Origin of the sequence: Kribbella sp. NBC_01484 (assembly GCF_036227145.1) — a bacterium.
Taxonomy (GTDB): Bacteria; Actinomycetota; Actinomycetes; order Propionibacteriales; family Kribbellaceae; genus Kribbella.
This window is the reverse complement of sequence record NZ_CP109437.1, coordinates 3,162,748-3,180,445: the sequence shown is the minus strand read 5'-3', so window position 1 is coordinate 3,180,445 and position 17,698 is coordinate 3,162,748. Positions and strand designations below refer to the sequence as shown.

Genomic DNA, 17,698 nt, shown 5'->3' with positions numbered 1-17,698 from the left:
CCGCCCGTCCCCCGCCGCCCGTCACCCCCAACCTGTGGATAACCGCGCGAACCCACCAGTCCAGTGGACATCCCCTCAGTTGGAGGGTTGCCCACTCAGATTCTCAGTGGGCAACCCTCCAGCTCAGTGGGCAGCCAGCCTCTCAAGGAGCGGAAGCCTCGCGGGACGGGCTAGGAGTTGAGGTAGTCGAGTTGGGCTCGGACGGAGCGTTCGGCGGCGGGCCAGAGGGTGCGGTCGACGTCGGAGTACACGTGTTCGACGACGGCCTCTGGGGTGGTGTGGCCGGCGGCTACTGCCGCACGGACCTGGTCGAGGCGTTCCTGGCGGTGCTCGAGGTAGAAGTCGAGGACGGCGGTCGGGTCGTCGATGACCGGGCCGTGGCCGGGTAGCAGGCGGTCGACGCCGGCTGGGGAGTTGGCGAAGGCTCGGAGACGTTCCAGGGAGTCGACATAGGGGCCGAGGGCACCGTCCGGGTGGGCTACCACGGACGTGCCGCGGCCGAGGACCGTGTCGCCGGTCAGCAGGGAGCCGTCCTGCGGGAGCCAGAAGCAGACCGAGTCCAGGGTGTGACCCGGTGTCGGCAGGACCTCGATCCGGAGGCCGTCGGCGGTGATGACGTCGCCTTCGGACAGTCCGTGAGCGTGGTCGGTGGGGATACGGAACGCCGGATCCACCGCCCGGACCCCACATCCGGCCTGGTTCGCGAACCAGGCCGCACCCTCGGAGTGATCCGGGTGCTTGTGTGTGAGCAGTACGACGGCGACGTTGCCGGCCGCGTCCAGGACCGCGCGGAGATGGTCCTCCAGCATCGGCCCGGGGTCGACCACCACCGACCGCTCCCCGTCCGGCGCCCGGAGGATCCACGTGTTGGTCCCCTCCAGCGTCATCAGGCCGGGATTGTTCGCGAGCACCCGGCTCGCGTAGTCGGTGATTCTCATGTCGTCTCCAGATAGGCGTCGTCGCCGTCCACCCGAACGGTCGGCAGGACCGCCCGGATCTCGCGGTCGCCCGCCGCGGCCAGGCCGGCGGCGACGTCGGCGTACGGCGTGAGTTCGCGACAGCACACGTACGTCGGGGGCAGCATCAACAACTCACCGGCCTCGACCGCGGCGACGGCGTCGGCCGGGCGCATCCAGGCGACTTGGTCGGACTCGCTCGTCACGTCCCGGGTGATCTGGCCGGCCGGGAGCGCGGCGACGAAGAAGCAGGTGTCGTACCGCTTGGGCTCGAACTCCGGCGTGATCCAGTGCGCCCACGGACCCAGCAGATCGGCCCGCAGCACCAGCCCACGCCGGTGCAGGAACTCGGCAAACCCGAGCTCGCGCGTCTCCAGCGCGATCCGGTCGGCCTCCCAGTCCGCCCCGGTCGTGTCGCCGACCACGGACGAGCTCGACGGCCCGGCCAGCAGTACGCCGGACTCCTCGAACGTCTCCCGTACGGCGGCCGCCACGTAAGCCGCCGCGGTATCGGCCGAGCACCCCAGCCGGTCCGCGAACCAGGCCGGCGACGGCCCGGACCACGAGTCGGCGATGGTCGCGTCGGTCGCGTCGACCCGGCCGCCGGGGAACACGGTCATCCCGGCCGCGAACGCCATCGACCGCTGCCGCCGGAGGAGGTAGACCTCTGGTCCGGCGGCAGTGTCACGCAGCAGGATGACCGTCGACGCCGGCCGCGACTCGACCGGCGTCCGCGCTTCCCGGACGTGCGCCAGCGCCGTCTCGGCCATCCGGCCGGACATCAGCTGCGATGTGAGATCGCGCACTGTCAGCCCACCGCCCCGGTCGGCGGTCAGCCGACCTCGACGATCAGCTCGACCTCGACGGGAGCGTCGAGCGGCAGGACGGGTACGCCGACCGCACTACGCGCGTGCTGGCCGGCCGCGCCGAAGACCTGGCCGAACAGCTCGGAGGCGCCGTTCGCCACCTGCGGCTGACCGGTGAAGTCCGGCGTGGAGGCGATGAACGCGACCGCCTTGACGATGCGCTTGACGTTCGCCAGGTCGCCGATCTCGGACTTGACCGCGGCCAGCGCGTTCAGCGCGCACTGCTGGGCGCACTCGCTCGCGACCTCGGGGCTGACCGCGTCACCGACCTTGCCGGTCGCGATCAGGGTGCCGTCACGCAGCGGCAGCTGGCCGGACGTGTAGACGAGGTTGCCGGTCCGCACCACCGGGATGTAGGCGGCGACCGGCTTGGCCACGTCGGGCAGCTTCAGGCCGAGCTCGGCCAGCTTCTCCTCGGGGTGGCTCATTTGTCCTCGATCTCCCGCTTGAAGTAGGCGACCAGGTTCTCGGGGTTCAGGCCCGGGACGACCTGGACCAGCTCCCAGCCGTCCTGGCCGAAGTTGTCCAGGATCTCCTTGGTCGAGTGGACCAGCAGCGGTGCGGTGAAGTACTCGAACTTCTTCATGACACGGACTCTAACGGGCTCCGCTCCCGGTGTGCTGTGGGCCACGTCCTACCCTGGAGATCATGGCGAGGCTGCATGTGGTGACCGGTAAAGGGGGCACCGGGAAGACGACTGTTGCGGCTGCCATGGCGTTGTCCCTGGCCGACCAGGGGAAGCGCATTCTGCTGGTCGAGGTCGAAGGACGCCAGGGGCTCGCCCAGCTCTTCGACGTACCCCCGCTTCCGTACGTCGAACGCCGGATCGCCCAGGGGCCCGGTGGCGGCGAGGTGTTCGCGCTGGCCGTGGACGCCGAGGCCGCACTGCTGGAGTACCTCGACATGTACTACCACCTCGGCCGGGCCGGGAAGGCGCTCGAGAAGGTGGGGGCGATCGACTTCGTCACCACGATCGCGCCGGGCCTGCGCGACGTACTGCTGACCGGCAAGGTCTACGAGGCGACCCGACGGAAGTCGCACGGGCGGCTCGCGTACGACGCTGTCGTGCTGGATGCGCCGCCGACCGGGCGGATCGCGCGGTTCCTGAACGTGAACCACGAGGTGGCCGGCCTGGCCAAGGTCGGACCGGTCCGCAACCAGGCGGACGCGATCATGGGCATGATGCGTTCGGACGTCACCCGGATCCACCTGGTCACGCTGCTCGAGGAGATGCCGGTCCAAGAGACCCTGGACGCAGTCGAACAACTCGAGGCCATCGACCTGCGGATCGGATCGATCGTGGTGAACATGGTCCGGAAGAGCCCGCTCGACGACGACGCGCTGGCCCTTGCGGTGAAGGAGAAACTGCCGATCAGCGAGCTGACCAGAGGCCTGCGGGCGGCCGGGCTCACGGCCGGCGGCGAGCTGGTCAAGACGCTGGCCACCGAGGCACACGACCACGCGATCCGGGTCGGACTCGAACGCGAGAACCGCGACCGAATAGATGCCCTGGGCAAGAAGGTCACCGAGCTCGCACTGCAGCCAGAAGGCATCGACCAGGGTGCCCTGGTCGACCTGGCCGAGGAGTTGCGCGGATGACAGTGCTTTTGGCCGGGCCTCCGGCGCCGGCGTGGTCATGGGGCCTTGGCTCCCGGCCTTCCCTCGTCGCTCCGGTCGCTTCGCTCCCTCCGCTCCTCAGTCCAGGCCGGGAGGCCCCATGACCGCCCTGGACTTGGATAGGTTGATCGACGACCCGGCGACGCGCATCGTGGTTACGTGCGGCGCGGGTGGGGTCGGCAAGACGACCACGGCCGCGGCACTTGGTCTGCGGGCTGCCGAGCGCGGCCGGAAGGTCGTCGTACTGACGATCGACCCGGCGCGGCGGCTGGCGCAGTCGCTCGGGCTGACCGAGCTGGACAACACCCCGCGCGCGGTGGCCGACGTCGACACCGCGAACGGCGGCCGGCTGGACGCGATGATGCTGGACATGAAGCGCACCTTCGACGACGTGGTGCTCGCGCACGCGACGCCGGAGAAGGCCGAGCAGATCCTGGCGAATCCCTTCTACGTCGCGCTGTCGTCGTCGTTCGCGGGGACGCAGGAGTACATGGCGATGGAGAAGCTCGGCCAGCTGCACAAGCAGGCGGAGGGCACCGGCGAGTGGGACCTGATCGTGGTGGACACCCCGCCGTCGCGGTCGGCGCTGGACTTCCTCGACGCACCGGAGCGGCTGGCGTCATTGCTGGAGGGACGGTTCCTGCGGTTGCTGCTGGCGCCGGCCCGCGGGCCGTTCAAGCTGATGTCCGCCGGGGTGAACATGGCGATGTCGGTGCTGAACAAGGTGCTCGGTGCTCAGGTGCTGACCGACGTACAGACGTTCGTTGCCGCGTTCGACACGTTGTTCGGTGGTTTCCGGCAGCGGGCCGAGCAGACGGTAGCGCTGCTGCGGGAGCCGCACACCGCCTTCCTGGTGGTGGCCGCCCCGCAGAACGACGCGCTCCGGGAGGCGTCGTACTTCGCCGAGCGGTTGCGTGAGGAAGGCATGCCGCTGGCCGGAGTCGTCCTGAACCGGGTGACGAACACGCAGGTGCGGGATCTGTCGGCGGAGCGCTCGCTGGCTGCGGCGGAGCGGCTGGAGGAGGCGGAGAAGTCGCCCCTGACGGCCGCCGTACTGCGGCTGCACGCGGACAAGATGCAGCAGGTGGTCGGCGACCACAAACGCGCGGACCGGTTCCGGCGCGGCCACCGCTCGATCCGGACGGTCGAGGTGCCCGCGCTCGCCGACGATGTGCACGACCTGAGTGGTCTACGCCAGATCGGCGACCTGCTCACCGCCTGAGGCGGACGCCCAGGCCACCAAAATCGCCCGCCCGGGTGCGCGGACACGCTGAGAGACGCGGCGCTCGGCGGATTGTGATGGCCTGGCGGTCCGGGTTCACCGTGAGCGAACACACTTTCCCCCGGGAATGACCTGGTGGGGCCTGTGGTTGAGCCTGTCAGACTCAATCTTTGATAAGGGTGTGACAGCGTGACCGATACGTTGAATCTTCCTGTTCTGCCGCTGGACGACGTTGTGGTCCTGCCGGGAATGGTCGTGCCGGTCCGACTGGCCGACCCCGAGGCACGGGCGGCGATCGACGCCGCGCAGGCCTCCGGCGAGGACAAGGTGCTGCTGGTACCGCGGCTGGACGGGAAATATGCAAAGGCCGGGACGCTCGGTGAGATCGAGCAGATCGGCCGGCTGCCGGGCGGAGCCCAGGCGGCCGTGATCCGCGGGACCGCTCGGGTCCTGATCGGCGCCGGGACCACCGGTCCGGGTGCCGCGCTCTGGGTGAGCGCTACCGAGCTGCACGAGATCACCGACTCCAGGTCGGCCGAGCTCGCCCGCGAGTACAAGACCCTGACGACCTCTGTGCTGCAGCGTCGCGGCGCGTACCAGGTGATCGACTCCATCAAGCAGGTGAACGACCCGGCGGAGCTGTCCGACCTGGCCGGCTATGCGTCGTACCTGACCAACGAGCAGAAGTCCTGGCTGGTGGAGAACGCGAACGTCTCCGAGCGGCTGGAGAAGCTGATCGGCTGGGTGAAGGACCACCTCGCTGAGCTGGAGGTCTCCGAGACGATCCAGAAGGACGTCCAGGAGGGCATGGAGAAGCAGCAGCGGGAGTTCCTGCTGCGCCAGCAGATGGCCGCGATCCGCAAGGAGCTGGCCGAGCTGGACGGTAAGGCCGAGTCCGAGGAAGACGACTACCGGGCCCGCGTCGAGGCAGCCGACCTGCCGGAGCACGTCCGCAAGGCCGCGCTCACCGAGGTCGACAAGCTGGAGCGGACCGCGGAGCAGTCTCCCGAGGTCGGCTGGATCCGGACCTGGCTGGACACCGTCCTCGAGCTGCCGTGGAACGAGCGGACCGAGGACAGCTACGACATCCGCGAGGCGCGGGCCGTGCTGGACGCGGACCACTCCGGACTGGATGACGTGAAGGAGCGCATCACCGAGTACCTGGCCGTACGGCGTCGCCGCGCGGACCGTGGTCTCGGTGTGGTCGGTGGGCGTCGTAGTGGCGCCGTACTGGCTCTGGTGGGTCCGCCTGGTGTGGGTAAGACCTCACTGGGCGAGTCCGTGGCGCGTGCGATGGGACGGAAGTTCGTCCGGGTCGCACTGGGTGGTGTGCGGGACGAGGCCGAGATCCGCGGTCACCGGCGTACGTACGTCGGTGCTCTGCCGGGCCGGATCGTTCGGGCCATCACCGAGGCCGGGTCGATGAACCCGGTCGTGCTGCTGGACGAGATCGACAAGGTGGGCGCGGACTACCGGGGTGACCCGACCGCCGCGCTGCTGGAGGTCTTGGACCCCGCGCAGAACCACACCTTCCGGGATCACTACCTGGAGGTCGAGCTGGACCTGTCCGACGTGGTCTTCCTGGCCACGGCGAACGTGCTGGACTCCATCCCGGCGCCTCTGCTGGACCGGATGGAACTGGTGCAGCTGGACGGGTACACCGAGGACGAGAAGGTCGTCATCGCCCGTGACCACCTGCTCCCGCGTCAGCTGGAGCGGGCAGGCCTGACGGCGGACGAGGTGACCGTCGAGGACTCGGCGCTGCGACTGCTGGCCGGCGAGTACACGCGTGAGGCCGGCGTACGGCAGCTGGAGCGTGGGATCTCCCGGGTGCTGCGCAAGGTGACGGCGAAGCTCGCCCTGGGCGAAGACGTCGGCAACCTGACCGTCGGCGCGGGAGACCTGAAGCAGTACCTGGGCTCGCCGAAGTTCACGCCGGAGACGGCGGAGCGTACGGCGCTGCCGGGTGTGGCCACTGGCCTGGCAGTCACGGGTGCCGGCGGTGATGTGCTCTTCATCGAGGCATCGCTGGCGGACAAGGAGACCGGCCCGACCGGAGTCACGTTGACCGGACAGCTCGGTGACGTGATGAAGGAGTCGGCGCAGATCGCCCTGTCCTACCTGCGGTCGCACGGCGCGGAACTGGGTCTGCCGGTCGGCGATCTCGCCGAACGGAACACCCACATCCACGTGCCTGCCGGTGCCGTCCCGAAGGACGGACCGTCGGCGGGTGTGACCATGACGACGGCGCTGGCGTCGCTGCTGTCCGGGCGGCCGGTTCGTTCGGACGTCGCGATGACCGGTGAGGTGTCGCTGACCGGACGGGTCCTCCCGATCGGTGGGGTGAAGCAGAAGCTGCTCGCCGCGCACCGGGCCGGGCTGACCACGATCCTGATCCCGAAGCGGAACGAGCCGGACCTGGAAGACGTGCCGGAGTCCGTGCTGTCGGAGCTGACCGTTCACCCGGTGAGCGACGTCCGCGAGGTCCTGGAGCTGGCGCTGGAACCGGCCCAGGTCGACGTACACCAGTACGCCGCCTGACCCGTCGTACCGCAGGAGGGCCCGAGCGATTGCTCGGGCCCTCCTCCTTTTGGATGAAACTTGAAGGCGCTCCCCGCAGAGCGTGATGGAGCTCACAAACACGGCGGTAACCCAACCGGGCGTTCCCGTAGTCTCTATAACCATGCGCGTCAGGGAGAAGGGTGACCGGGGAGTCGTCCAATCGGTGGTTCTGTTCCTAGGGGTGAGCGTGCTGTCGGGGGCCTTGGCCGCCGGTCTGGCCATCCCGTTCGCCGGCTTGGCCGGGTTCACCACACAGAAGACCAACGAGACCCTGAAGGACCTGCCGCAGCAGTTCGACGAGGTCCCGCAGAAACAGAAGAGCACCATCCTGGCCGCCGACGGCTCGGTGATCGCCACCCTGGCCGAGCAGAACCGGGTGCCGGTCAAGCTCAGCGCGGTCGCGCCGATCATGCAGAAGGCGATCGTCGCGATCGAGGACGACCGGTTCTACGAGCACGGCGCGCTGGACCTCAAGGGCACCCTGCGCGCGCTGCTGCAGAACAAGTCCTCGGGCGGGATCCAGCAGGGCGGCTCGAGCATCACCCAGCAGTACGTGAAGGTGAGCCTGGTCGAGAAGGCGAAGACGCCCGACGAGGTCGCGGAGGCGACTGCCGACACGTACCAGCGCAAGGTCGCCGAGCTGCGGTACGCGATCGCGGTCGAGAAGCAGTACTCGAAGAACGAGATCCTGGAGAAGTACCTCAACCTGGCGAACTTCGGCGACGGCGCCTGGGGCATCCAGGCCGCCGCGCAGCACTACTTCTCCGTGAACGCCTCCCAGCTGACCCTGCCGCAGGCCGCCCTGCTGGCCGGCCTGGTGAAGAACCCGACCGGCTACGACCCGACCAACGACATGAAGCGCGCCAAGGACCGCCGCGACGTGGTCATCAAGCGGATGCTCGAGCTCAAGGTCATCTCGGTGGCCCAGGCGAACTCGGCCCTGAAGACGCCGGTGATCGACCCGGCCAAGGTCCGCCCGAACAAACTCGGCTGCGCCAACGGCCCGTACCCGTTCTACTGCGAGTACATCGTCTCCCAGCTCGAGGCGAACCCGGCCTTCGGCAAGACCAAGGTCGACCGCGAGAACTTCCTCAAGACCGCCGGCCTCACCGTCCGGACGTCGCTCGACCCGAAGATCCAGAAGGCCGCGCAGCACTCGATCGACATCCACTCCAAGCCCACCGACTCCGCGATCGCCGCGATCACGATCGTCGAGCCTGGCACCGGCCTGGTGAAGGCGATGGTGCAGAGCAAGCCGTACGGCGGCAAGAAGAACCAGACGTCGTACAACTACAACGTCGAGAAGTCCTACCCCGGTGGGTACGGCGGCTTCCAGAACGGTTCGACGATGAAGGCCTTCACGATCGCGGCCGCGATCCAGAAGGGCATCCCGCTCAACTACCAGATCGTCTCGCCCAGCCCGATCAACCTGGGCGGCAAGAAGTGGACGACCTGCGACGGCCACGTCACGGCCGAGCAGGGCTGGTCGCCGCAGAACTCGACCAAGAACGTTGCGGACCCGACGATGGTCGAGGCGGCGCAGAAGTCGACCAACACCTACTTCATCCAGTTGTCGGAGCAGACCGGCCTGTGCGCGATCTCGAAGATCGCGACCTCCTTGGGCATGGTCGACGCGCAGAGCGGCGAACCACTCGGCCAGTACCCGTCGATGACGCTCGGCGTCGGCCTCGTGACACCGCTGCAGCTGTCCAGCGCGTACGCCGCCTTCGCCGCCCGCGGCATGTACTGCACGCCGTGGCTGGTCACCTCGATCAAGAACGCCGCCGGCAAGTCGGTCGGGTCGCCCGGCGCGAACTGCAAGCAGGCGCTGGCCCCTGAGGTCGCCGACGGCGTGAATGCGGTTCTGCACCAGGTGATGGAGCAGGGCGGCACCGGTCAGCACCTGAAGTTCGGCAACAGCGACCTGGCCGGCAAGACCGGAACGATCCAGGAGAACAAGGCGGTGTGGTTCGCCGGGTACTCCAGCAAGCTGGCTGCCGCCTCGGTGGTCGCCGATGCCTCACTCCCGTACCGGAACCTGATCAACCAGACGCTCAACGGCGACAAGATGAGCGACGCGTCCGGCTCCGGCACGGCCGGGCCGCTGTGGATGACCGCGTTGCAGGGTGCTCTGCAGGGCACCGCGACGACACGCTTCACGGCGCCGTCGGACAAGACCATGCGCGGCAACGTGAAGGATCTGCCGTTCGTGAACGGCATGAACCCGGACGACGCCGCCAACAAGCTGCGCCAGGCCGGCTTCCAGGTCGAGCTCGCCCCCGGCACGGTCGACTCCGAGGAGACCGCCGGCACGGTCGCCTACACGACTCCGCGCCAGCGCGACGGCGCCCCCGAGGGCTCGAAGGTCACCATCTACATTTCCAACGGCAGCAAGCAGAACCAGCCGGGCCAGCCCACCAACACCGCCCAGCCGCCAGGTACCAAACCACCGGGCGCCCCGACCACGATCAACCCCAACTGCCCACCGTGGAACCCGAAGTACCCCAAGTGTGGCGGCAGGGGCCGCTAGCAACTGAGAAGGGCCTCGTCCGTCAGGACGAGGCCCTTCGTCGTCGTTGCGTCAGGCGCCCAGTTGGCGCTTCACCTCGGCGGAGACGACGCCGCCGTCGGCCTTGCCCTTGATCTTGGGCTGGAGGGCGCCCATCACCTTGCCGATCCCGCGGGGACCCAGCTCGGCGGCTCCGGTGCTGGCGATGGTCTCGGTCACCAGGGCGACGATCTCCTCCTGGGACAGCTGCTCCGGCAGGTACTCGGCCAGGATGTCCGCCTCGGCCTGTTCCTTGTCGGCGAGCTCGGTGCGGCCGGCCTCGCGGTAGGCGACGACGGACTCACGGCGCTTCTTCGCCTCCGAGCTGAGGACGTCGACGACCTCGGCGTCGGAGAGCTCGCGGGCCTCCTTGCCGGCCACCTCCTCTTTGGTGACCGCGGTGAGCGCCATCCGCAGGGTGGACTTGCGGATCTCGTCGCGCGCCTTCAGGGCGGCGGTCATGTCGTCGTGCAGGCGCTGCTTCATTCCGGAGTTGGACATACCTGAGATTGTGGCAGGCTGGTGAAATGAGTCTGCGCGGGATTGCCACCACCACCCTCAAGGCCACGGCGGTCGTCGGTGCCGTGGGCGCCGTCTGCGTCGCGTACGCGGCCGGCGTCGAGGTGCGCTGGTTCACACTGCGCAGAGTGACGGTGCCGGTGCTGCCGGAGGGATCCACCCCGCTGAAGGTGCTGCACCTGTCCGACCTGCACCTGTGGCCGACCCAGGAGCGCAAGATCAACTGGGTCAACGGTCTGGCCGCGCTCGAGCCCGACCTGATCGTGAACACCGGCGACAACCTCTCCCACGAGGATTCGGTCCGGCCACTGCTCCGCGCGTACGGCGATCTGCTCGACGTGCCGGGGGTGTTCGTGTTCGGCTCCAACGACTACTGGAAGCCGCATTTCAAGAACCCGGGCAAGTACTTGCTGCCGGCCCACAAGCAGCGGCACAAGCCGCACGGCCCCGACCTGCCGTACGAGGAGATGCGGCGCGCGTTCACCGGCGCCGGCTGGACCGACCTGAACAACGCCAAGGCGACGGTCAAGGTCAACGGACTGCGGCTGGACTTCGCCGGCACCGACGACCCGCACATCAAGCGCGACCGGTACGACGAGGTCGCGGGTGAGATCGATCCGACGGCCGACCTGTCCATCGGCGTCACGCACGCGCCGTACCAGCGCGTCCTGAACGGCTTCGTCGGCGACGGATATCCCTTGGTCCTGGCCGGCCACACCCACGGCGGCCAGCTCGCCGTGCCGCTGTACGGCGCCCTCGTGACGAACTGCGACCTGGACACGTCGCGGGTGAAGGGCCTGTCCACGTGGGGCCACAACGGCCGCCAAGCGGCTCTGCACGTGTCCGCGGGTCTCGGCACTTCGCCGTACGCGCCGGTCCGGTTCGCCTGCCGGCCGGAGGCGACATTGCTCACTCTGGTGCCGCGGATAAACCCGATTTCGTCCCCACGGTCGGCGCATGTAAGCTAACGGCGACTTCGGGCTGTGGCGCAGCTTGGTAGCGCGCTTCGTTCGGGACGAAGAGGTCGCAGGTTCAAATCCTGTCAGCCCGACCAACACAAGGCGGTGACTCCGGTCACCGCCTTTGTGCTGTCTACGCTGGCGTCATGCAGCGGGTTGATCTGGGTGAGCTGGAGTACGAGGTCGCGGCCAAGGAGATGCGTGGCTGGGTCGAGGAGCGGGTGGCGGGGGCGGCCGAGGACCGGCTCTTCCTGCTGAGTCATCCGCCGGTGATCACGTACGGGCCGCGGACCGGGCTCGACGATCTGCCCGCGGAGACGGCCGGCATCCCGGCCGTCGCGGTCGATCGCGGTGGGTTCGCGACGTACCACGGGCCGGGACAGCTGGTCGGGTATCTGGTCGTCGACCTGAAGTCGCGCGGACCGGTGGACATCGTGCGGTGGGTCGAGAACGGGCTGATCGACGCGCTCGGCTCTCTCGGCTTCCCGCTGGTACGACGGGACACACCGAAGGGGGCGAGCAGTCTGGTCGGGGTGTGGACCGAGGACGGCCGGAAGCTGTGTTCGATCGGGATGCGAATCCGGCGTGGCGTGACCAGTCACGGGTTCTCGGTGAACGTGGATCCGGACATGACGGTGTTTCACACGTTCACGAGTTGCGGGCTGCACGACGTCACGATGGTCTCGCTCGCCGACCTCGCGGCCGAGCGCGGCATCGCCACCCCTACGGACGCGGAGGTCCGCGACGCGATCGCGGACTCCCTGGGAGCCGCGTAATCCCGATAGCCTGCGGCAATGAGTCAGGACGACGACAGCCGGATGCCCGAGGATCTCGAGGCAATTCTGGAGGCCGCCGACGAGGACGAGGCCGAGGAGGGCCGGTTCGACGCGCCGCCGTTGCCGCCGCTGCTGATCCTGGCCGTCGTGGGGTTGTTGTGCGGGTTCGCGACCATCGCGCTGGTGTGGCTGAGTGAGCGCAGTTGTGAGCGGTTCCGCGACACCACGAACTGCGGTGCCCTCGGGTTGCCGCTGCTGGTCCTGATCGTGGTCGTGACCATCGTCCTCGGCGGGCTCGCGCTGAGCCGGCTGGCGGTGCCGCACCCCCGGCTGATCGCGTTCCTCGGGGTCGCGTTCATGCTGGTCCTCGTCCTCGCCTTCCTGACCGGGAACCTCGACTCGCCGTGGACCCTGGCCGTCGTCCCGGTCCTGACCGCGATCACCTTCCTGCTCGCCAATCTCGTCGCCCGACTGCTGGAGCGTGCCGATGCCTGACCTGCCCGTCTACGAGTGCCCGCGGACCCCGGCCGCGCCGAACCTCGACGGCACCCTGACCGACCCCGCCTGGGGCGTCGCCCCCTGGACCACCGACTTCGTCCCGATCGCCGGCGAGGGCCCGGCGCCGCGGTTCGGGACCCGGGCGAAGCTGATGTACGACGACGAGTATCTGTACGTCGGCGGCGTCCTCGAGGAGCCGCACCTCTGGTCGACGATGACCGAGAAGAACAGCAAGCTCTTCCACGAGAACAACTTCGAGCTGTTCCTCGACCCGGACGGCGACGGCCAGAACTACTACGAGTTCGAGATCAACCCGCTCGGCACGATCTGGGAGCTCACGCTGCCCAAGCCGTACGTCGACGGCGGCGTACCGATCGACCCGACCAACCTGCCCGGGCTGCGGACCGCGATCCACCTCGACGGAACGGTCAACGACCCGTCCGACACCGACACCGCGTGGTCCGTGGAGCTCGCCGTACCGTGGGCGGACCTGGCGTCGTACAACGCGGGCCGGGCGACCCCGCCGAACCCGGGTGACGAGTGGCGGATGAACCTGATGCGGTGCGAGTGGCCGGTCGAGGTGGTCGACGGCGCGTACGTGAAGGGCGACGGCATCGAGTTCTGGGTGTGGTCGCCGCAGTACATCGAGGACATGCACCGGCCGGACCGGTGGGGGGTCCTCCGTTTCTGACCCGGTGGCATGGCGTTCACAGGCCCGAGTAACAATGAGTTACGTGACTTCCGGGGGCTCCGGCGAGCTGAACCACCTCGAGGGCGACCAGGTCGTCAGCGCGATCGAACGCGCGTGCGAGAGCGACCTGCGGACCGCCCTCCGGTTGGTGGCGCGGTACTCGGCGTACTGGTGGTCGCGCGGCCTGCAGGACGAGGCCGCCGCGGCCGCCGAGCGGGTGCTCAGCATGCTGGGCCGGACCGTGCCGGTCGGGCTCGACGAGGAGTACCTGCTGGCGGTCATCCACGGAGCCGCGTCGGCCGAGCAGGAGCAGGTGGAGCTGGCCCAGCAGATCGTGCTGACGGCGACCGGACCGTTCCGGTACTCCGTGACCGTGCTGCTGTGGTCGCTGGTGTTCGGACCGTTCGAGCCTGCCGCCGTGGTCGAGGACGTCCTGGAGCGCAACGAGTCCGGCGACGCCTGGGCCCGCGCCGCCGTCGAGCTCTGCCGAGGCTACCCGGGTCTCACGCGCGCAGCGCCGAGTGATGCCGCCCAGGCATTACGTACAGCGCTCGGACGCTTCCGGATGCTCGAGGACCGCTGGGGCATGTTCCTCGCCCTGACCGCACTCCGGCAGGTGGTCGACGAGCCGCTGGACCTGACGACCGACGCTCTGCGGCTGGCAGAGGAGCTGTGCCTGGGTGAGGAGACCGCGCGGCTGCTGTGTGAGCGCGGCGACCTCTACCGGGCCCTGGGCAAGCTGGAGGACGCTCACGAGGACTACAGCCGTGCTCTGGCCATCGGCGAGCACGCCGACTTCGCGGAAACCGTGGCGGCCGCCCGGCTCGGTCTGGCCCGCACCGCCCGGCACTCCGGCAACCTCCCCGCGGCCCGCGCCCACCTCTCCTCGGTCCTGGCCTTCCCCGAGCTGGAAGACGCCCACTCCGAAGCCCTGCACGAACTCGCAGTGCTGAACGCGTCCGAAGCCTCCGCATAGCACCCGACCACATATCCCAGTGGTACGCCGCTACATCTGTGGCGGCGGCCACATCGCGGGAGGGCAGCGGGCTGGTTAGAGTCGGGAGCGACCCAGCATTGTGACTGCAACGGAGCAGCTGATGGATAAGACGTACGACTCGCCGCAGGCCGCGGTGGACGACATCGGGGACGGCGCGAGCCTTGCGGTCGGCGGCTTCGGGCTGTGTGGCAACCCGATGGAGCTGATCACCGCTCTGCACGACAAGGGGGTGACCGGGCTCAGCGTGGTGTCGAACAACTGCGGCGTCGACGACTGGGGTCTCGGCATCCTGCTCGCGGACAAGCGGATCGCCAAGATGACCTCGTCGTACGTCGGGGAGAACAAGGAGTTCGCCCGTCAGTTCCTGTCCGGTGAGCTGGAGGTCGAGCTGACCCCACAGGGCACGCTGGCCGAGAAGCTGCGCGCGGGTGGTTGCGGAATCGCCGCGTTCTTCACGCTGGCCGGCGTCGGCACCCAGGTCGCCGACGGCGGGCTGCCGCAGAAGTACAACCCCGACGGCTCGGTCGCGAAGGCCTCGGAGCCGAAGGAGACCCGGGAGATCAGCGGCACGACCTACGTGCTGGAGGAGTCGATCACCACGGACTTCGGCCTGGTGCACGCGCTCAAGGGCGACACCCAGGGCAACCTGGTCTTCGACCGCAGCGCGCGCAACTTCAACCCGCTGGCCGCGATGGCCGGGCGGGTCACCATCGCGCAGGTGGAGGAGCTGGTCCAGCCTGGTGAGCTGGACCCCGACGAGATCCACCTGCCGGGTGTCTACGTCCAGCGAGTAGTTGCCGTTGGCAAAAACATCGAAAAGCGGATCGAGAAGCTCACCGTCCAGAAGAAGGAGGCCTGAGCATGCCACTCACCCGTGAGCAGATGGCCGCCCGGGCCGCCGCCGAGCTGGCCGACGGCGAGTACGTCAACCTCGGCATCGGCCTGCCGACCCTGGTCCCGAACTACATCCCCGACGGCGTCACCGTCGTCCTGCAGAGCGAGAACGGCATCCTCGGCGTCGGCCCGTACCCGGTCGAGGGGGACGAGGACCCGGACCTGATCAACGCCGGCAAGGAGACCGTCACGACGCTGCCGGGGGCGTCGTTCTTCGACTCCGCGCTGTCGTTCGGGATGATCCGCGGCGGCGCGATCGACGCGGCCATCCTGGGCGCCATGCAGGTCTCGGCCAAGGGCGATCTGTCCAACTGGATGATCCCCGGCAAGATGGTCAAGGGCATGGGCGGCGCGATGGACCTGGTGCACGGCGCCAAGAAGGTGATCGTGCTGATGGAGCACGTCGCCAAGGACGGTTCGCACAAGATCCTGGAGGAGTGCGACCTGCCGTACACCGGCCGTGGCGTGGTCAACCGGATCATCACCGACCTGGCCGTGCTGGACATCACCGATGACGGGCTGCAACTGGTCGAGCTCGCCGACGGCGTCAGCTTCGACGAACTGCAGGAGAAGACCGGAGCCCCGATCAAGCAATAGGCTCCGCCGCGTACGGCCAGGTCAGCCCAGTGCTGGCCTGGCGGTACGACGAGCTCGCCCGGCTCCGGTCCGCGTACTGACCGGTGGGTGTCTGGAGACCGGCGGTGCGGTCGCGGAGGTGTTGGTCGAAACAACCACGCTCCGGGACCGTGTACCCCAACCAGGGGGCTGCGACAGGCAATAACCTGTTCAAGCCAACGACGACCTGTTCAAGCCCCCGGCGCGTAGTCCACCGCGCCCACCGGCGCTACTGGCAGGGGTGAACAGAAGCGTCAGGTGGGCATGGAGCGAGCCTGCCGTACGGACAGGTTGTGTTCAGCTACCGAAAGACACCTGTCATCCCTGTCGAAAGTCGGGTATACGGGACGGGTGGAGCTGGATGTGCTGGTGATCGGTGGAGTGGGGATCGACACGATCGTGCGTGTGCCGAGCCTGCCGTTGGCGACGGTGGAGACGATCGGGGTCGAGCCGATCGAGTCGTACCTGGGCCACACCGGCCACGGCGTCACCCTCGGCTGCCACCTGCTCGGCCTGCGCACCGCCCTGGTCGACGTGATCGGCGCCGACGCCGAGGGCGATCGCATCCGCCGGGCGTACGACGAACTGCGCCTCCCCCTGCACGTCGCGCTCCACCCCAGCGGCACCCGCAGATCGGTCAACCTGGTCGCACCCGACGGCCAGCGCCTCTCCCTGTACGACGCCCGGCACCCACCCGGATTGCAGGTCGACCCCGACCTGTGGCGGCTGAACGTCGTCCACTCCCAGCACGTCCACGTCTCGATCATGGACTTCGCGCGCTACGCCCTGGGCGACGCGATCGCCGTCGGCTGCACGATCTCGACCGACCTGCACGACTGGGACGGGCGCAACGACTACCACAAGGACTTCGCGACAGCGGCCGACATCGTTTTCGTCTCGACCAGCGCGCTACCGCCGGACGCGGTCGACTGGATCTTCGCCAACGGCCGCGCCGAGGTCGTCGTCGCGATGGCCGGCGCCGACGGCAGCTACCTGTACGTCCGGAACCAGCCCGCACAGCACCTGCCGGCCATCCAGCTCCCCGACCGGCCGGTGATCGACACCAACGGCGCCGGCGACGCCTACGTCGCCGCGTTCCTGGCGCGGTACCTCGACGGCGTCACCTGGTACGACGCTGCCGTCGCCGGCTCGATCGCGGGCGCCTGGGCCTGCGGCTCCCCCGGCACCCACACCGACCTGATCACCGCCGAGGAACTAGCTGTTCGAAGTAGAAAGCACGGATAAAGCCGCGTCAGGCTCCGAGTGCCGCACGACCCTGGCCTCGACGAACGTGGCATGGGAACGCCAAGGGTGTGTACAGTTGTGTACAGCTCGGGGCAGTAGCCCTTGGGAAGTGAACCCGGCAGTCATCCGGACGGTTGGCGAGCCGGGTTTCGCGTGTCTAGACCCGGACCAGGGTCGAGTACGGCGCGACCAGCTCGCGCCACTCGCCACCCTTTACCCAGGACCAGGCCACTGCGTCCGGAATCCACAACAACGGATCCGCGTGGGCCGCGAGCAACTCGTACTGCAGGCTGTCGGAGCACCCGTGCTCACGCGCTGCATGGAACAGCACCTGCTTGTCGAAAGTGGTCGTAGTCTCGTCGCGCTCTATCACGAGGCGCTCGGCCGAGTCGGCAATGTCCCGGACCACCGCGATCAGGCAGGCCTTGCGACCCGCGGCGTTGTTCTTCTCCGCCTGATACAGGCGTACGGCCAGATCGAACTCGGCGATGACCCCGAGGATCTTTCGCCTCCTTGCCGGGGCTTCCTTGGTGAAGTGGATCCTCCGCTCGCGAGGCAGCAGCAGGCTGGCCATCGTGCGACGGTGCGCGTTGACTTCTGCGGCGCCGCACGCCGTTGCCGCCATGAGCAGACCTCTGGTCTTGCTCTCGTCGACGAACACGTGTGCCGGCATGTGGAGCACTTTAGGGGCCTGTTCGGACAGCGCAAATCCGCCGTCCACACCGGATCCTGG

The 17,698-nt window shown here is 68.5% G+C and carries 18 protein-coding genes and 1 tRNA gene; 13 read left to right on the top strand and 6 right to left on the bottom strand.

Going from position 1 to position 17,698, the window contains the following annotated elements; all coding sequences use genetic code 11:
• Positions 1-170 precede the first annotated feature (170 nt).
• The 4 genes from OG555_RS15750 to OG555_RS15735 are packed head-to-tail and all read right to left on the bottom strand — an operon-like array spanning position 171 to position 2,408.
• Positions 171-938 (bottom strand): MBL fold metallo-hydrolase, encoded by a 768-nt coding sequence (locus OG555_RS15750; RefSeq protein ID WP_329483636.1) that lies wholly within the window; start codon positions 936-938, stop codon positions 171-173.
• A complete protein-coding gene (locus tag OG555_RS15745) occupies positions 935-1,762 on the bottom strand; it encodes an NUDIX hydrolase (protein WP_329483634.1) in 828 nt (275 codons plus the stop codon). Before OG555_RS15745 ends, OG555_RS15750 begins: the two co-directional genes overlap by 4 nt.
• Before the next feature lie 26 nt (positions 1,763-1,788).
• Positions 1,789-2,250, bottom strand: a complete 462-nt coding sequence (locus tag OG555_RS15740) for a RidA family protein (RefSeq protein WP_329483632.1) — start codon at positions 2,248-2,250, stop codon at positions 1,789-1,791.
• Positions 2,247-2,408 (bottom strand): DUF4177 domain-containing protein, encoded by a 162-nt coding sequence (locus tag OG555_RS15735; RefSeq protein WP_165553378.1) that lies wholly within the window; start codon positions 2,406-2,408, stop codon positions 2,247-2,249. The genes OG555_RS15740 and OG555_RS15735 overlap by 4 nt, the downstream gene beginning before the upstream one ends.
• Before the next feature lie 62 nt (positions 2,409-2,470).
• Here OG555_RS15735 and OG555_RS15730 point away from each other — a divergent pair, with 62 nt between their 5' ends.
• The 4 genes from OG555_RS15730 (at position 2,471) to OG555_RS15715 (ending at position 9,753) form a co-directional block, all read left to right on the top strand.
• A complete protein-coding gene (locus tag OG555_RS15730) occupies positions 2,471-3,421 on the top strand; it encodes an ArsA-related P-loop ATPase (RefSeq protein ID WP_329483630.1) in 951 nt (316 codons plus the stop codon).
• Between the two features lie 118 nt (positions 3,422-3,539).
• Entirely contained in the window at positions 3,540-4,661 is a 1,122-nt protein-coding gene (locus tag OG555_RS15725) for an ArsA family ATPase (protein ID WP_329483629.1), read from the top strand.
• A 249-nt stretch (positions 4,662-4,910) separates the two neighbouring features.
• Complete coding sequence (lon, locus tag OG555_RS15720; protein WP_329484827.1) at positions 4,911-7,202, top strand: endopeptidase La; 2,292 nt, start codon at positions 4,911-4,913, stop codon at positions 7,200-7,202.
• 142 nt (positions 7,203-7,344) lie between these two features.
• Positions 7,345-9,753 carry a penicillin-binding protein gene (locus tag OG555_RS15715; RefSeq protein ID WP_329483628.1) on the top strand — a complete coding sequence of 803 codons (2,409 nt, stop codon included), beginning with the start codon at positions 7,345-7,347 and terminating at the stop codon, positions 9,751-9,753.
• Positions 9,754-9,804: 51 nt separating this feature from the next.
• Here the strand turns inward: OG555_RS15715 and OG555_RS15710 are convergent, their stop codons facing one another.
• Positions 9,805-10,272, bottom strand: a complete 468-nt coding sequence (locus OG555_RS15710; protein WP_329483627.1) for a GatB/YqeY domain-containing protein — start codon at positions 10,270-10,272, stop codon at positions 9,805-9,807.
• A gap of 32 nt (positions 10,273-10,304) precedes the next feature.
• Between OG555_RS15710 and OG555_RS15705 the strand changes: the two genes are divergently transcribed.
• The 9 genes from OG555_RS15705 (at position 10,305) to OG555_RS15665 (ending at position 16,965) form a co-directional block, all read left to right on the top strand.
• Positions 10,305-11,258, top strand: a complete 954-nt coding sequence (locus OG555_RS15705; RefSeq protein WP_442914531.1) for a metallophosphoesterase — start codon at positions 10,305-10,307, stop codon at positions 11,256-11,258.
• A gap of 9 nt (positions 11,259-11,267) precedes the next feature.
• Positions 11,268-11,344: transfer RNA gene (locus tag OG555_RS15700), tRNA-Pro, on the top strand.
• 51 nt (positions 11,345-11,395) lie between these two features.
• A complete protein-coding gene (lipB, locus tag OG555_RS15695) occupies positions 11,396-12,025 on the top strand; it encodes a lipoyl(octanoyl) transferase LipB (RefSeq protein ID WP_329483625.1) in 630 nt (209 codons plus the stop codon).
• 18 nt (positions 12,026-12,043) lie between these two features.
• Positions 12,044-12,520 (top strand): hypothetical protein, encoded by a 477-nt coding sequence (locus tag OG555_RS15690; protein WP_329483624.1) that lies wholly within the window; start codon positions 12,044-12,046, stop codon positions 12,518-12,520.
• On the top strand, positions 12,513-13,214 hold the full coding sequence (locus OG555_RS15685; RefSeq protein ID WP_329483623.1) for a carbohydrate-binding family 9-like protein: 702 nt from the start codon (positions 12,513-12,515) through the stop codon (positions 13,212-13,214). The genes OG555_RS15690 and OG555_RS15685 overlap by 8 nt, the downstream gene beginning before the upstream one ends.
• A gap of 43 nt (positions 13,215-13,257) precedes the next feature.
• Positions 13,258-14,190 (top strand): tetratricopeptide repeat protein, encoded by a 933-nt coding sequence (locus OG555_RS15680; RefSeq protein ID WP_329483622.1) that lies wholly within the window; start codon positions 13,258-13,260, stop codon positions 14,188-14,190.
• Positions 14,191-14,311: 121 nt separating this feature from the next.
• On the top strand, positions 14,312-15,070 hold the full coding sequence (locus OG555_RS15675) for a CoA transferase subunit A (protein ID WP_329483621.1): 759 nt from the start codon (positions 14,312-14,314) through the stop codon (positions 15,068-15,070).
• A 2-nt stretch (positions 15,071-15,072) separates the two neighbouring features.
• Positions 15,073-15,702, top strand: a complete 630-nt coding sequence (locus OG555_RS15670) for a 3-oxoacid CoA-transferase subunit B (protein ID WP_329483619.1) — start codon at positions 15,073-15,075, stop codon at positions 15,700-15,702.
• Positions 15,703-16,071: 369 nt separating this feature from the next.
• On the top strand, positions 16,072-16,965 hold the full coding sequence (locus OG555_RS15665; RefSeq protein ID WP_329483618.1) for a carbohydrate kinase family protein: 894 nt from the start codon (positions 16,072-16,074) through the stop codon (positions 16,963-16,965).
• Positions 16,966-17,122: 157 nt separating this feature from the next.
• Here the strand turns inward: OG555_RS15665 and OG555_RS15660 are convergent, their stop codons facing one another.
• On the bottom strand, positions 17,123-17,638 hold the full coding sequence (locus OG555_RS15660; protein ID WP_329483616.1) for a hypothetical protein: 516 nt from the start codon (positions 17,636-17,638) through the stop codon (positions 17,123-17,125).
• Between the last annotated feature and the right edge of the window lie 60 nt (positions 17,639-17,698).